Genomic DNA, 15,090 nt, shown 5'->3' on the forward strand with positions numbered 1-15,090 from the left:
GCCGAAGCGGCAAATAAGCGGTGGGAAAGCTAACCCCAACCGTGCTTTTGTGGTTAGCAGCGGCGGGCAGCTGCTTCGGCAGGACCGTTGTTGTGGATTGGGCCGGCAGCTTGCCCGTTCTCGTTGCTGTATCGTTGATGAATAAACCTGCTCGTTCCCTGTATTTTGAAAACAGCACCGGCCGCATTTGGGAAGAACCCGAAGGATTTGTGCGGCTGGAATACCGTGCCGGCCCCCGCGAAATAGTGCAGTTTCGGGCCTTGCTCACGCACACGGCCCAGGCCATGAGCCGGCGGCAATGGGTGAAAATGCTCATCGACCAGCGCGAGATGGCCTCCCTCAGCCCCGGCGAGCAGGACTGGATGACCAACGAGTGGCTGCCCCGCGCGGTGGCCGAAAGCGGCTACCAATACGGCGCCATTCTGCTGGCCCACAACGTATTTGCCCACCTGGCTACCAATCAGTTCGTGATGGCGTCCCGGGCTCTGTCCACCACCTATCGCACCTTCGAAACCGAGGACACGGCCGTCGCCTGGCTACTGGAGCAGCGCTACTAGAGCGGAGCGGGTGCGGTAAAACAAGAACGTCCTGCTCATCTGGCGTCCGCGGAGCCGAGGCATCTCGCGTGTGAGAGTAAACCAATCGTTAAAACAGGATTACTACCCCACGCGAGATGCTCCGGCTGCGCTTGGCAGAACGTTCTGGGATTTACGTTGGTACTAACGTGCCCTAGGCGGGTTGCGCGGGTGCTTCCACCACCACATCCACCTGGCCGGCCAGCAAGTCCTCAAACGTCTGGCGCTTGCGGATAAGGCGCAGGTCGCCGGCTTCATCCAGTAAAACCTCGGCCGGGCGGGTGCGCGAGTTGAAGCTGCTGCTCATCTCGAAACCGTAGGCCCCGGCGTTGTGGAAGGCCAGCAGGTCGTTTTCGTGGATTTCAGGCAGCAGGCGGTCCCAGGCGAAGGTGTCCGTCTCACAAATGTTGCCCACCACGGTGTAGAGCCGCTCCGCGCCCTTGGGGTTGGTAAGGTTGCTGATGTGGTGGTAGCTGTCGTAGAACATGGGCCGAATCAGGTGGTTGAAGCCGGAATTCACGCCCGCAAAGACCGTGGCCGTGGTTTGCTTCACCACCGCCACGCTCACCAGCAGGTAGCCGCTTTCGCTCACCAGGTATTTGCCCGGCTCAAACCAGCACTCCAGCGGCCGGCCGTATTCCTGCTCGAAGGTTTTGAACGCCGCCGCCACTTGCTGGCCCAGCGCGGCCACGTCGGTTTCGGGGTCGCCGGGCTTGTAGGGCACTTTGAAGCCCGAGCCCAGGTCCAGGAAATCCAAATCGGGGAAGCGGCCGGCGGCATCGAACAGGATTTCCAGGGCCCGCATGAACACGCCCACGTCCTTGATTTCGGAGCCCGTGTGCATATGCAGGCCGCGCACGTGCAGGCCGGTGCCCTTCACCACGCGCTCCAGGTGCCGCATTTGGTGGATGCTGATGCCAAACTTGCTGTCGATGTGGCCGGTTTGAATTTTGTAGTTGCCGCCCGCCTCAATGTGTGGGTTCAGGCGCACGCACACCGGGTAGGAACCGCCAAACGTGGCCCCGAACCGCTCCAGCAGCGAGATGTTGTCGATGTTGAGATTAACGCCCAGGTCCTTGGCTTCCACCAGCTCTTCAAACGTCACGCTGTTGGGCGTGAACAGAATATCGTCGGGCGCGAAGCCCGCGTGCAAGCCCAGCCGCACTTCGTTGATGCTCACGCAGTCGAGCCCCGAGCCCAGGCTGTGAATGTGGCGCAGAATGGCCATATTGCTCAGCGCCTTGCAGGCGTAGAAAAAGCGCGTTTTATGACTGGAGAAGGCCTTGGTGAGTTTCTTGTACTGACCGGTGATGGTCGCTACATTGTACACGTAGAGGGGAGTGCCGAACTGGTCGGCCGCAGCGCGCAGCGCATTGTTAATACCTGACATAATTACAAAAGTACGGCCGAAGGCGGTGCCTTCGGTGAAGCTCAAGCCGTTAATACAGCCACCCCAGTCCCATAGTTTCCCGCCACTTCGCTCATGCCCAGTCCACCCACCCCCGAAACCCTCGAAACCTGGCTGCGCGGCCCGCTGCCCGATGTGCCCCCGCTGCTCCAGCCCGTGGCCCACGCCCTGCTGCAGGCCCGCGAAGAGCTGAACGCAGCGATGCACGATTTTCCGCCGGCCTTGCTCAACGAGCGGCCCGCTGGCGTGGCCTCCGTCGGCTTCCACCTGCAGCACCTCGCCGGCGTGCTTGACCGCCTGCTGACGTATGCCCGCCGCGAAACCTTAACCGAACAGCAGTTGGCCGCGTTCACGGCCGAAGTTCCACCGCTGGCCATTGACAATGAAACGGTTAAAAAGCTGGTGCGGGAATTTAGCGACAAAGTAGCTAAAGCCCTGAACCAGCTAAAAAACACCGACGAAGCCAGCCTGACCGAAGTGCGCGGCGTGGGCCGGGCCCAGGTGCCGTCCACGCTCATTGGCGTGCTGGTGCACGCCGCCGAGCACACCACCCGGCACCTGGGCCAGCTGCTGGTCACGGCCCGCGTGGTGCAGGCCACCCGTAAGGCAACCCTGTTGATTGAGTCGCCGCCCAGTTTATAGGCGGACGGTAAAACAGCTATTTCGTTCATCGAACCGGTTATTAGTCTGCTATTGAGCTAATTGTGTGCCTTGTTTGCATGAACAGTTCTGAGAGGCCCGATTCCGCAGCTGGCCCGGCCCTGGTCCGGGCATTTGGCGTTGTGACGGGCACCTTTTTGGTAGCCGGCGTGGTAATTGGGTCGGGGGTATTCAAGAAGATTGTGCCGTTGGCACAGACGGGCTTGAGCGAAGGCTGGATTTTGGCGGCGTGGGCGCTGGCGGGCCTCATCACCCTGTGCGGGGCGCTCAACCTAGCCGGGCTGTCCTCGCTGACGGAGGAATCGGGGGGCGTGTACGAGTACTTCCGCCTTTCGTTTGGCAACTTTGCCTCGTTCCTGTTTGGGTGGACCGACTTTGCCATCGTGGGCACGGCGTCGGTGGCAGCACTGGCCTTCATTTTTGCCCAAACCATCAGTAGCTTCCTACCGCTGCCCAACCCCTTGGAGCCGCTGGCTTCAGTTTCCTTGGGCGGGTTTATTCATCCGTTTGCGGATTCCGGCATCAAAATTCTCGCCTTGGGCACCATCGGGGTGCTCACCTGGGTCAATTACCGCGGGGCAGAGGCCAGCGGAGGCCTCAGCAACGTTTTTACGGCGGCCAAAATCCTGGGCATTCTGCTGCTCATTGTGGTGGGGCTGGCGGCGGCGGCGCCGGTTGCCCAGCCGGCCTTGCCGGGCCTGGCGCTCCGCGCGCCATTTATCAGCACGTTCTTTGGCGCATTGCTTGGCGTGTTCTGGGCCTACGACGGCTGGCTGGACTTGTCGTTTGTGACCGGTGAAATCAAAAATCCGAAGCGCAACGTACCCCTGGCCATTCTGGCCGGAGTGTGCATTGCCACCGGGCTCTACTTGCTGGTCAACTACGTGTACATGCGGACGGTGCCCCTGCCGCAGCTGGCCGCGGTGCGCGCCAACGACATCGGCGCGGCGGTGGTTGCCGAAACCTTGCTGGGGCGCGTGGGCAAAACCGGGGTGCTGGTGTTGATTATGGTGAGCGTGTTTGGCTCCCTGAACGCCGTGCTGCTCTCGCACAGCCGTATTTATTTCCGCATGGCGCAGGAGCAATTTTTCTTTCCGAAGGCTGCAGCGGTGCACCCACAGCACCGCACGCCCCACGTCGCGGTGCTGTACACCATGGTCTGGAGCTGCGTGTTGGTCATCTCCGGCACGTTCGAGATACTGACGGACTTGGTCATCTTTGCCAACTTCCTGTTTTATGGGCTATTGGCCGCGGCGGTACTTAAAATGAAGCAGCAGGGCCGCATTACTGGCCGCGTGACGGGTTACCCCATTATCCAATTTATCATCCTGCTGTTCGCGTTGGCTCTGGTGTTGAACACCCTCGTTTCCCAGCCCAGGCAAACGCTGACGGGCGTATTTCTCATCCTGAGCGGGATTCCTTTTTACTATTACTTCAAAAGGAGAAAGGCGGCAGGTTAAACGATGCCATGGCTTGAGCGAGGGCCGGCCGCCACAGGTTGCCGCGGCTTGGCCCGCTCGTACTGCGCTGGCCATGAAACCTCTACGCCCAACTCGTGCGCGGCCATCAGCGGGAAGTAGGGCTCACGCAGAAACTCACGGGCCAGCAGCACCACATCGGCCCGGCCATTGGCCAAAATGCTTTCGGCCTCGGCCGGGGTGGTGATGAGGCCCACGGCCCCGGTGAGGATGCCCGCCTCCTGGCGGATGCGCTCGGCGAACTGCACCTGATAGCCGGGGCCGACGGGAATGGGCGCGTTGGGCACGTTGCCGCCGGAGGAAGCATCAATCAAATCCACGCCGCGCACTTTGAGCATGGCGGCGAGCTGCACCGATTCGTCGGCGTTCCAGCCGCCTTCGGTCCAGTCCGTGACGGATAGGCGCACGAACAGCGGCAGCTCCTCGGGCCACACTTCGCGGGTGGCGGCCACGACCCTCAGCAGCAGCCGGACGCGGTTTTCGAACGAGCCCCCGTACTCGTCGGTGCGGTGGTTGCTCAGCGGCGACAGAAACTCGTGCAGCAGGTAGCCGTGGGCCGCGTGCAGCTCAATTACCTGGAAACCGGCCGCGAGCGCCCGCCCGGCCGCCGTCCGGAAATCGGCGATAACCTGCTCGATGCCAGCGGTGTCCAGGGCCTGCGGCACGGGGTAAGAATCGTTAAATGGTGCGTCGCTGGGGCCCACCACCGGCCAGCCGCCGTCGCTTTCGGGCACCGCGCCGGCCCCCGTCCAGGGGCTGAAGGTGCTGGCCTTGCGCCCGGCGTGGGCCAGCTGGATGCCGGCCACGCTGCCCTGGCTCGCAAGAAAGGCGGTGATGCGCTGGAGCATGGGCAGGTGCTCATCTTTCCAGATGCCCAGGTCTTCGGGGCTGATGCGGCCCTCGGGCGAAACCGCCGAGGCTTCGAGGATGATGAGGCCGGCCCCGCCCACGGCGCGGCTGCCCAGGTGCACCAGGTGCCAGTCGTTGGCAAAGCCATCCACGGCGCTGTACTGGCACATGGGCGACACCACAATGCGGTTTTTCAGGGTGACGCCGCGCAGGGCGAGGGGTTCAAATAGCTTAATCATGGGATAGCCGCTAGGGGAGAATGCGAAGCTGATTAAACCGGGTTTTGGGCGTTTGGGTTATGGTGGTGGGGGCGGGAAAAAGAACGTCATGCCGAGCGCAGCAAAGCCTCTTTACTGCGTAACTCTATCCTAACGATTGAATTACTGTTGCGGTAAAGAGGCTTCGTTGCCCTCGGCATGACGTTCTATGAAATTTGCTTTTCCCATTCGCGTGCCTACCTTGCAGCCGCAAACACCGCAACCCATGCTCCAGACGCGCTACTTTTTCGGCTTTTATTACTTCTACGCCACCGCGTAGAACGAGCCGCCGTTTGTAGCTAACCCACAAACTTCTCCAGCGCCGCTCGTTCTTCGGGAGGCGCTTTTTTAATGCCCGGTTTTTCGATGACCACCCTGCTCCACGTCTTTTTTATTTATTGCTATTACTGCTTCTTTTACCAGAAGCAGCCGGCCCTTTGTTGCCAGTGTTAACCACCACACTCCCACCAGCAACCCAGGGCCCCCGCACAGCGGAGGCCCTTTTTTATTGTTCAAAAAGTCGAATATCATGCCCCAGCACGTTTCCATTCAGGGTTTTCAGGGAAGTTTTCACGAGGTAGCGGCCCGCCAGTATTTCGGGGCGGAGCCGGAGCTGCTGGCCTGCGCCACGTTTGGGGCGGTGGTGGCGCACGTGGTGAACGGCACGGCCGGCGCCGGCCTCATGGCCATGGAAAACTCGCTGGCCGGCAGCATCCTGCCCAACTACCTGCTGCTGGAGCGTCACGCCGTGCGCGTGACCGGCGAGGTATACCTGCCCATTCATCAGCACCTGATGGGCCTGCCCGGCACCACGCTGGCCGATATCCAGGCCGTGCATTCGCACCCCATGGCCCTGCGCCAGTGCGGCGAGTTTCTGGACCAGCACCCGCACTGGAAGCTGGTGGAAACCGACGACACCGGCCACAGCGCCCAGCTTCTGGCCGAAAACCGGACGCCCGGCGTGGCCGTGGTGGCCGGGGCCCAGGCCGCCGCGCAGTTCGGCCTCGAAATTCTGGCCCCCGCCATCCACGACGACCCGCACAACTACACCCGCTTCCTGGTGCTGGAGCGCGCCGAAACGGCCCAGCCCGACCCCGAGGCCAATAAAGCTTCGCTCTACTTCCATACGTCGCACGCGCCGGGCAGCCTGGCCGCCGTGCTCACCCGCGTAGCCGCCCACGGCTTCAACCTGAGCAAGCTGCAATCCTGCCCGCGTCCTGGCCAGCCCTGGCACTACGGCTTCCACGCCGATGTGGAATTTGAGGAAATGAGCCAACTGGATGCACTGCTGGCCGATTTGGCGCCCGTGACGGAGGAGCTGCGGGTGCTGGGGGCCTACCGCCGCGGCAGCATGGCCGAGGCAGCGGGGGAGGAGCTGTCATTGCCGGGAGGCACGACGAAGCAATCCGTTCTCTCTGAGCGCCCCGCCTGATGGTATAGCAAAGGCAACTTCCCCGCTTCTGAACCCTGTATTTAAGAGCTTATCACAATAGAAAACTCAGCGCTGAGACCAGGACGGATTGCTTCGCCGTGCCTCCTCGCAATGACAGCCGACTTTACCATGACCATCCCCATTGCCAGCCGCCTGGCCCATACCGGCGAATACTACTTCTCGCGCAAGCTGCGCGAGCTGGCTGCGCTCAACGCCGCCGGGGCCAACATCATCAGCCTGGGCATCGGCAGTCCCGATTTGCCGCCGCATCCCAGCGTGGTGGAAGCCCTGGCCAAGTCGGCCGCACTGCCCAACGCCCACGGCTACCAGAGCTACCAGGGCACGCCGGCTTTGCGCGGCGCGATGGCCGATTTCTACCAGCGCCACTACGGCGTAGCCCTGGCCCCGGCCACCGAAATCCTGCCGCTGCTGGGTTCCAAAGAGGGCCTGATGCACATTGGGATGACGTTTCTGGAGGCCGGCGACGCGGTGCTCATCCCCAACCCCGGCTACCCGACCTACCGCGCCGTGGCCGAAATCTGCGGAGCCGAGGTGCGAGAGTACGACCTCACGGCTGCATCGGGTTGGCTGCCCGATTTGGACGCGCTGGCCCAAACCGACCTTTCGCGGGTGAAGCTGATGCTGGTAAACTATCCGCACATGCCCACCGGCGCGGCGGCCGGTTTGCCATTTCTCACGCGCCTCGTGGAATTTGCGAAAGCCCACGAAATCCTGCTGGTGCACGACAATCCGTATGGCTTCATTCTGAACGAGACGCCGCCGGTGAGCCTGCTGGCCGTGCCGGGCGCCCGCGAAGTGGCCATCGAACTGAACTCGCTCAGCAAGTCGCACAACATGGCGGGCTGGCGCGTAGGCCTGCTGGCCGGCCGCGCCGACGTCATTGCCGACGTCCTCCGCTTCAAAAGCAATATGGATTCGGGCATGTTCCTGCCGGTGCAGCAGGCGGCGGTGGCTGCCTTGGCATTGGGCAACGACTGGTTTACGGAGCTGAACGCCACCTACCGCGCCCGGCGCACGCTGGTGGTAGCGTTGCTGCGCGCCCTGGGTTGCGACCCTGCGCCGGGCCAGGCGGGCCTGTTCATCTGGGCCGCCGTGCCGGCCGGCTTTGCCGATGGCTATGCCCTGAGCGACGCCGTGCTGGCCGAGGCGGGGGTGTTTATCACGCCGGGCGGCATCTTCGGCAGCAATGGGAACGGTTACATCCGCGCCAGCCTGTGCCAGCCGGAAGGGCTGCTGCGCGAGGCGTTGGCGCGGGTGCAGGAATGGAAAAAAGAGCGTCGTGCTGAACGTAGTGAAGTATCTCTGCCGCAGGAGTAATCAATGCTAACGCAACGAAGCGGGCAAGATGCTTCGCTACGCTCTGCATGACGGGCTAACAACCAACAACTATCAACCAACAACCAATAAAATGACCGTCACCATCATCGGCCTGGGTCTTATCGGCGGCTCGCTGGCGCTGAGCCTGCGCCACCACGGCCTGGCGCAGCACCTCATCGGGGTGGAGCAAAGCCCGGCCCACGCCCGCCGTGCCCTGGAGCTGGGTCTGGTCGATGAAATTGAAACGGACCTGGCCGCCGCCGTGCGCCGGGCCGATTTCATCGTAGTAGCCGTGCCCGTGGATGCCATGGTGGCCGTGCTGCCGCCGGTGCTCGATGCCACGGCCGCGCACCAGGTGGTTATCGACGTGGGTTCGACCAAGCAGGCGCTGCTGGCGGCCGTGGCCGGGCACCCGCGCCGGGGCCGCTTCGTGGCCGCGCACCCCATGGCGGGCACCGAGCATTCGGGGCCGGAGGCGGCTATTTTGGGCTTGTTTGAGGGCAAAACCGTGGTGCTCTGCGATACTGAGCACAGCGACGCTGATGCGGTGCAGACGGTTACCACCCTGTTTCAGGCGCTGCCCATGCGGCTGCTGTATCTGGATGGCGCGGCCCACGACCTGCACACGGCCTACGTGTCGCACATCTCACACATCACCTCCTTTGCGCTGGCCCTCACGGTGCTGGAAAAGGAAAAGGAGGAGCAGCAGATTTTCGACCTGGCCAGCGGCGGGTTCGAGTCCACGGTGCGGCTGGCCAAGAGCGCGCCGGCGACGTGGGTGCCCATCTTCCGCCAGAACCGGCTGAATGTGCTGGATGTGCTGGATGAGCATTTGCACCAGCTCCAGCACCTGCGCGAGCTGCTGGCCCGGGAAGATTATGACGGGCTGACGGAATGCTTCAAACAGGCCAACCGAATCCAGAAAATTCTGCCGTGATGGCCATTAAGCACGAAAAAAAACGTCATGCAGAGCGTGGCGAAACATCTTTACCGCAGTAGTAATCAATGCCAATGCGACGAAGCGGGCAAGATGCTTCGCTACGCTCTGCATGACCGCTCAGAAGAACTTAAAAATTAAAAACGCAACTTCCCATGCTTACCCAATCCCAAATGAAATCCGCCTTATTCAACCGCGAACCCAACGACAAGCCTTACCTCATTTCCGGGCCGTGCTCGGCCGAAACCGAGGAGCAGGTGCTCGATACCTGCCAGCGTTTGGCCGCCACTGGCAAGGTGCAGGCCCTGCGCGCCGGCATCTGGAAACCCCGCACCAAGCCCGGCATGTTTGAGGGCGTGGGCACCAAGGGCCTGCCGTGGCTCAAGAAAGCCAGCGAGCTGACCGGCCTGCCCATTGCCGTGGAAGTGGCCACGGCCAAACACGTGGAGGACTGCCTGGCCTTCGGCGTCGACATTCTGTGGGTGGGCGCGCGCACCACGGGCAACCCGTTTTCGGTGCAGGAAATTGCCAACGTGCTGCGCGGCGTGGACGTGCCGGTGCTGGTGAAAAACCCCATTCACCCCGAGCTGGAGCTGTGGATTGGGGCCGTGGAGCGCCTGCAAAAGGCCGGCGTGAAGCAGGTGGGCCTCATTCACCGGGGCTTTTCGAGCTACGGCAACACCGATTTCCGCAACGCGCCGATGTGGCACCTGCCCATCGAGATGAAGCGCCGCCTGCCCGAACTGCCCCTGCTCTGCGACCCCAGCCACATCTGCGGCCGGCGCGACACACTGTTTGCCGTGGCCCAGCAGGCCCTCAACCTGGGCTTCGATGGAACGATGATTGAGTCGCACCAGAACCCCGACGCGGCCTGGAGCGACGCCAAGCAGCAAATTACCCCCGAAGCCCTGCACGACCTCATCGAGGGACTGGTGTGGCGCCACGAAACCACCGACCAGCGCGAGTTCCTCACGGCCCTGGCCAGCTTCCGCGAGCAAATCAACCAGCTTGATGCCGAGATTATGCAGCTGCTGGGCCGGCGCATGGCCGTGGCCGAGAAAATTGGCCAGTACAAGAAGGAAAACGACATCACCATCCTCCAAACCAACCGTTGGAACGAGGTGCTGGACCGCGCCAAGCGCCAGGGTACGTCGGTGGGCCTCTCCACCGATTTTGTGGAGCAGTATCTGGCCGCCGTGCACCTGGAGTCCATCAACCGCCAGAACAAGGTGATGGAAGGGTAGCGGGGCTTTGTCATTGCGAGGCGAAGCCGAAGCAATCCGTCCTTTTCTCTGCGCCCGACCCGCTAGTGTGACAAGCCCCGGTACCGCTCCAAATGAGCAGTGCCAGGGCTTGTCGTTTAGTTAAGGTGTCTGGTTTTGACAGGACGGATTGCTTCGCCTCGCAACGACAGGGCCATCTTCTTATTCCACTACCAGGCGGCGGGAAGCCGTAGTTTCCCCCGCCTGCACCTGCAAAACATAGAGTCCGGCGGAGAGGCCGCTCAGGCTCAGCTCGTGGTGCAGGCCCGCCGCTGGCAGGCTGACCTGGTCGGTGCGCAGGGCCCGGCCCAGGGCATCGCGCAGGGTGAGGGTGGCCGTGGCGGTGCCGGGCAGGGCGGGCAGCATGATGGTGGTGGCGCTACGGGCCGGGTTGGGGTAGAGGGCGAAGGCCGTGCCGCTCAGGGCCGGCGCGGTGGCCGTGACGGTGGCGCCAAAGGTGGGGTCGGTGAGGAAGGCCAGGAAGTTGGTGGCCGCGCCCAGCGGCGAACTGGCGAGGGTTAGGCTGCCAAAGGTGGCCGTGTTCTGGAAGTTTCCCGCCATGTACAGCCGCGCGCCGGCTACGGCCAGGCAGGAAGCATCGGTATTGCTGGCGGCACCGCCCCGTTGGGCCCAGGCCACCGTGGCGCCGGTGCCCGTATCGGCGAGCCGGGCCACCAGCGCGCCCCCGCTGGCGGTGGGCAGGGCAGTGGTGCCAATGGTGACGGCGGCGCTGGCAAAAGCACCCGCCAGGTACACGCCGCCGGCCCCGCAGGCGGTGAGGGCGGTGCCCTGGTCGTTGGCCGTGCCCCCGGCCTGCTGGGCCCACGTCCAGGCAGCGGTGCTGCCCGCGTCAGTGACGGCGGCCACAAAGGCATCGGTGGTGATGCCGCTCGGGCCGGTGTTGGCGATGGTGAGGGGGCCGAGCGTGAGCACGGCGCTGGAAAAGCTGCCGGCCACGTATACCCGGCCGCCGCTCACGGCGAGGGCGTTGCCCACGTCGCGGCTCAGGCCGCCGGCGCGCAGGGCCCATTGCCAGCTGCTGCCCGTGCCCGTATCTACCAGCTTGGCTACGTAAGCATTGGCCGTCGTGCTGGCATTGGGCAGAACGCTGCCGCCAAAAGTGGCCGTTGCGCCCCCGAAAGAGCCGGTGGCGTACACGCTGGCGCCGTTCAGGGCGAGGGCGTTGACGGCCTTGGTGCCGGGGCCCGTGATGGGCTGCACCCAGCTCATGGTGCTGCTCGTGCCGGCGTCCACCAGTTTGGCCACAAAGCCATCCGGGTACGTGACCGCGGCTCCCGCCGTAGAGTTGGTGAGCGAGATGCCGCCGAAGGTGGCCGTGGTGCTGGCAAAGTTGCCGCCCACGTACACGCTGGTGCCCGTGGCTACCAGCGTGGTAGCCGCATCCTGGCCCAGGCCGCCCAGGTGCTGGGCCCAGTCGAAGCTGGCGGTGGGGCCCGCATCGGTGAGCTTGGCCACGAAGGCATCGGTGCCGATGAAGGACTGGCCGCCGTAGTTGGGAACGTTGATGGCTCCAAAGCTGGCGGTGGGGCTGAAGAAGGTACCGGCCAGGTACACCCGGTTGCCGTTCAGGGCCAGCGCCGTTACCTGGTCAACGTCGGTGCCGCCAAAGCGGTAGGCCCACACAAAGGTGTCCGTGGCCTGGCTCCATTTGGCCAGAAAGCCGTCGGTGCCGCCAATGCTAATCAGCGTGGTGTTGCCGATGGTGACGATGCCGGAGAAGCCCCCCGCCACGTACAGGTCGCCGCCGGCGTTGGTGGCCGTGGTTTTGATGGCTAAGTTGGAATTGCTGCCGCCCACTACCATGGCCGATTGCCAGATGGGTACCAGCTGCGCCCGGGCCGCCGGCCCCACCAGCAGCACCAGTAATAGCACCAGGCCAGCCACCGGGCCACCGCGCAATAAAAAAGAGGAGAAAAGCTTCATTAACAGGGGGGATAAGACACGCCAATACGTAGCTTGTCGCGTAAGGTTAGCCGTCCAAAAAAAGCCCCGATGCCAGGCACCAGGGCTTGTCCCTATTTGAGGTCATTGCGCCGGTCAGACCGCCTGGGGCGGTCTGACCGGTTGAAGAAAGGCCGTTGGGCCACGGGTGCCGCGCTATTCTACCACTAGCCGTCGCGTCGCCGTAGCCGCGCCGGCCCGCACTTGCAGGGCGTAGAGGCCAGCCGGCAGGCCGGTCAGGTCGAGCTCGTGGCGCAGGCCGGCGGGGGGCAGGGCTACGGTGGCGGTGCGCAGGGCCCGGCCCAGGGCATCGCGCAGGGTGAGGGTGGCGGCGGTGCCGGGCTGGGCGGGCAGCTGCACGGTGGTGGCGGCGCGGGCCGGGTTGGGCGCGAGGGTGAAACTGAGCGTTTCTTTTGACGCGGCGGTGGCGAGCAGGGTGGGGTCGGCGAGGGAGGCGAGGAAGGCACGCTTCAAAGTAGTTGGACCAGTAATACTCAGGTTGCCAAAAGTACTTGGGGCAGTAGTGGCACCGGCGACGTAGAGGCTTGTTCCTGCTATTGCCATTGCGTTGGCATCGTCTATCGCAGGGCCGCCCGCCTGTTGGGCCCACGCAAAACGGCTGCTGCTGCCGGCATCGATGACTTTGGCCACAAATATGTCGTCAGAACCCATAGAGCTGGTGTTAGACAAATTGAAGGCGCCGAAATCAGCCGTGGGCCCACCGAAGCTTCCCACGATGCACACGTTCGTGCCCACGACGCCAATTCCCTTCGGCGTATCAAAAAGAGCACCGCCGGCCCTTTGCGCCCATACGAATGTGCCGCTGCTGCCACTATCCGTGAGCTTGGTTATGAATACGTCAGTAAGGCCCGCCGTGGTCAGGGTGGTGCTGCCAAAAGTTGCCGTGGCGTTGGCCGGGCCGCCATTTGAGAAGCCGAAGCTCCCGGCCAGGTACACCGTTGCCCCTGCTGTCGTCAGCGCGTAAGCATCGTCGTAGCCACTGCCGCCCGCCCGTTGTACCCAGTTAAAAGTGCTGTTCGTTCCCCCATCGGTGAGCTTGGCTACGAACACATCATCGGTGAACGGCGGACTGGCGGTGGTGTTGCTGAGCGTGAGGGCGTCGAAGCTGGCGGTGGGGCTGCGGAAATCGCCGGCTATGTACACGTTGGTCCCGGTTACGGCCATGGTCGTGACAAAATCACTCTCTGCCCCCCCGGCCCGTTTGGCCCACACGAAGCCGGCCGTGCTCCCCGCATCGGTGAGTTTGGTCACGAAGGCATCGTACGTTCCCGTATTATCGGCATTAGTCAGCATCGTATTGCCAAATCCAATTGCCAGACTGGAAAAAGTGCCTGCGATGTACACCTCGGATGCTGCTACGCACATGGCCGCCGCCGCATCGATGCCCGTACCGCCCGCCCGCTGGGTCCACACGAAACCGCCGACATCGGTGAGCTTGCTTACGAAAACGTCGTCGGTATTCGCCGGGCCCGCATTTTGTAAGCTGCTGCTGCCAAAGTCCGCGGTAGCGCTTTGGAACTGGCCCGCTACGTAGATACCCCCGCCGCTCACGGCTATCGCCCCGGCGTAGTCATTAGCCGTGCCGCCCGCCCGTTGGGCCCAGGTGAAGCTGCCGGTGACAGGGCTCCATCTGGCTATGAATATGTCACTGCCGCCAACACTGGTCAGGTCGATGTTGCCAAAGCTGGTCGTACCCGTAAAGTTTCCGGCTACAAATACATTCCCGTTGGCATCTGCCACCATAGCCTGCACTTCAGAACTGGTGCCAAGGGTCTGGTTTACGGCCACCGCCATCTGCCAGGCCGGAGCCTGTGCCCGTGCCGCCGGCCCCGCCAGCCACAGGAGAGTCAACAGCAGCCCGGCTGCGGGCCCGCCGCGCATCAGGGAGGAAAGGTGCTTCATCAAAGGAAGGAAACGGCACGCCAGGGGTAGAATGTCGGGCTAAAGATAGGGCCGCGAAGAAGCCCCGGCGCGGGGTGCCGGGGCTTCAGTATCAACGGGAAAACGGGGGGCTACACTTTCGGGTTGGGCAGGACTACGGCCGGGGCCGCCGGGGCGGCGCGGGCGTAGAAGGCGGGGTTCCAGAAAGTGGCGGGGCGGGCCAGGTCCTGGCGGAAATGGGCCGAGAGCAGGTGGTAGTTGAAGTCGCACTGCTGGTCGAGCTCGTCGGCCAGGTCGTGGCGGTCGTCGCGGGCGGTGTCGGTGGTAGCCAGGCCGGCCACCTGGGTTTCGCGGGTTTTGCGGAAGGGGCCGAGGGCGGCCTGGGTGCGCGTGACGAAGGCCTCGCCGAGGGCGGGGGCTTCGGCTTCGGTGGTGGTGAGGTACTCGGCCAGGCGGTCGGTGAGCTGGGTGCCGAGACGGGCGGCGGTGTAGTACTTGATGCCCGAGGGGTAGAGTAGGGCGTGGAGGCGCCGGCGCTCGGTGTCGTCCTCAATCAGGGCGTCGCCTTTGAGGGTGGCCTCGTTTTTCCGCAGGCGGTCGAGGGCGGTGGTTTGGGCGGTGGCGGTTTGGGCGGTGCCCTGCTTCTGGGCCCCCAGGCTGAGGCCGAGGGCCTGCTGGGCGGTCTGGGCGCGCAGGCTCAGGGCCTGGGTGTCGGTGAGGGCCGTTTTGAGCAGGGCCGCCAGCGGGCCGGCGGTGGGCAGGCCGGCGGCCAGGCGCACGGCGTGGTCCACGAAGCCGCCGTAGGTGTTGGCCAGCGACCGGTCGTTGTCGGTAAAGTGCGTGTCGAAAAGGTGTTCAAATGCTTCCATTGTCTGATAAAAAAATGGGGTAGAAAAAGCGGCTACTTGCGGGCCCAGCCCGTGGCGGGGTGCTCGGCCAGGTTAAAGGTAAGCGCGGGAATTACACCGGCAACGTTCTGAAAACACTTGTCTTGGAGCCGGAACATTCCGGGGGCGTGCCTGCGGGCGCG

At 63.6% G+C, this 15,090-nt stretch carries 12 protein-coding genes; 7 read left to right on the top strand and 5 right to left on the bottom strand.

Annotated elements, in window-relative coordinates:
- Positions 1–137 precede the first annotated feature (137 nt).
- Positions 138–557, top strand: a complete 420-nt coding sequence (locus tag J4G38_RS08800; RefSeq protein WP_210516979.1) for a hypothetical protein — start codon at positions 138–140, stop codon at positions 555–557.
- 172 nt (positions 558–729) lie between these two features.
- On the opposite strand, the gene lysA is transcribed toward J4G38_RS08800, so the two are convergent.
- Positions 730–1,965, bottom strand: a complete 1,236-nt coding sequence (gene lysA / locus J4G38_RS08805; RefSeq protein ID WP_210516978.1) for a diaminopimelate decarboxylase — start codon at positions 1,963–1,965, stop codon at positions 730–732.
- A gap of 93 nt (positions 1,966–2,058) precedes the next feature.
- Between lysA and J4G38_RS08810 the strand changes: the two genes are divergently transcribed.
- Together J4G38_RS08810 and J4G38_RS08815 are read left to right on the top strand one after the other, a co-directional pair.
- Entirely contained in the window at positions 2,059–2,625 is a 567-nt protein-coding gene (locus tag J4G38_RS08810; protein ID WP_210516976.1) for a DinB family protein, read from the top strand.
- Positions 2,626–2,702: 77 nt separating this feature from the next.
- The gene (locus J4G38_RS08815) at positions 2,703–4,103 is read left to right on the top strand and encodes an APC family permease (RefSeq protein ID WP_210516975.1); all 1,401 of its coding nucleotides are present in this window, start codon (positions 2,703–2,705) and stop codon (positions 4,101–4,103) included.
- Here J4G38_RS08815 and J4G38_RS08820 read toward each other — a convergent pair.
- On the bottom strand, positions 4,100–5,209 hold the full coding sequence (locus J4G38_RS08820) for an NADH:flavin oxidoreductase/NADH oxidase (RefSeq protein WP_210516973.1): 1,110 nt from the start codon (positions 5,207–5,209) through the stop codon (positions 4,100–4,102). The genes J4G38_RS08815 and J4G38_RS08820 overlap by 4 nt on opposite strands.
- A 547-nt stretch (positions 5,210–5,756) precedes the next feature.
- On the opposite strand from J4G38_RS08820, the gene J4G38_RS08825 reads away from it, so the two are divergent.
- The 4 genes from J4G38_RS08825 (at position 5,757) to J4G38_RS08840 (ending at position 10,178) form a co-directional block, all read left to right on the top strand.
- Positions 5,757–6,659, top strand: a complete 903-nt coding sequence (locus J4G38_RS08825; RefSeq protein WP_210516971.1) for a prephenate dehydratase — start codon at positions 5,757–5,759, stop codon at positions 6,657–6,659.
- Positions 6,660–6,770: 111 nt separating this feature from the next.
- Complete coding sequence (locus J4G38_RS08830; RefSeq protein ID WP_226163303.1) at positions 6,771–7,997, top strand: pyridoxal phosphate-dependent aminotransferase; 1,227 nt, start codon at positions 6,771–6,773, stop codon at positions 7,995–7,997.
- 91 nt (positions 7,998–8,088) lie between these two features.
- Positions 8,089–8,934 carry a prephenate dehydrogenase gene (locus J4G38_RS08835; RefSeq protein ID WP_210516969.1) on the top strand — a complete coding sequence of 282 codons (846 nt, stop codon included), beginning with the start codon at positions 8,089–8,091 and terminating at the stop codon, positions 8,932–8,934.
- Positions 8,935–9,107: 173 nt separating this feature from the next.
- The gene (locus J4G38_RS08840; protein WP_226163304.1) at positions 9,108–10,178 is read left to right on the top strand and encodes a chorismate mutase; all 1,071 of its coding nucleotides are present in this window, start codon (positions 9,108–9,110) and stop codon (positions 10,176–10,178) included.
- Between the two features lie 180 nt (positions 10,179–10,358).
- Here J4G38_RS08840 and J4G38_RS08845 read toward each other — a convergent pair whose 3' ends face one another.
- From J4G38_RS08845 to J4G38_RS08855, 3 genes are all read right to left on the bottom strand, one after another.
- The gene (locus tag J4G38_RS08845) at positions 10,359–12,140 is read right to left on the bottom strand and encodes a T9SS type A sorting domain-containing protein (RefSeq protein ID WP_210516966.1); all 1,782 of its coding nucleotides are present in this window, start codon (positions 12,138–12,140) and stop codon (positions 10,359–10,361) included.
- Between the two features lie 174 nt (positions 12,141–12,314).
- Positions 12,315–14,081, bottom strand: coding sequence for a T9SS type A sorting domain-containing protein (locus tag J4G38_RS08850; RefSeq protein ID WP_210516964.1), 1,767 nt, complete (start codon positions 14,079–14,081; stop codon positions 12,315–12,317).
- A 110-nt stretch (positions 14,082–14,191) separates the two neighbouring features.
- Positions 14,192–14,929, bottom strand: a complete 738-nt coding sequence (locus J4G38_RS08855; protein WP_210516962.1) for a hypothetical protein — start codon at positions 14,927–14,929, stop codon at positions 14,192–14,194.
- Between the last annotated feature and the right edge of the window lie 161 nt (positions 14,930–15,090).

Origin of the sequence: Hymenobacter terricola, assembly GCF_017921975.2 — a bacterium.
GTDB lineage: Bacteria > Bacteroidota > Bacteroidia > Cytophagales > Hymenobacteraceae > Hymenobacter > Hymenobacter terricola.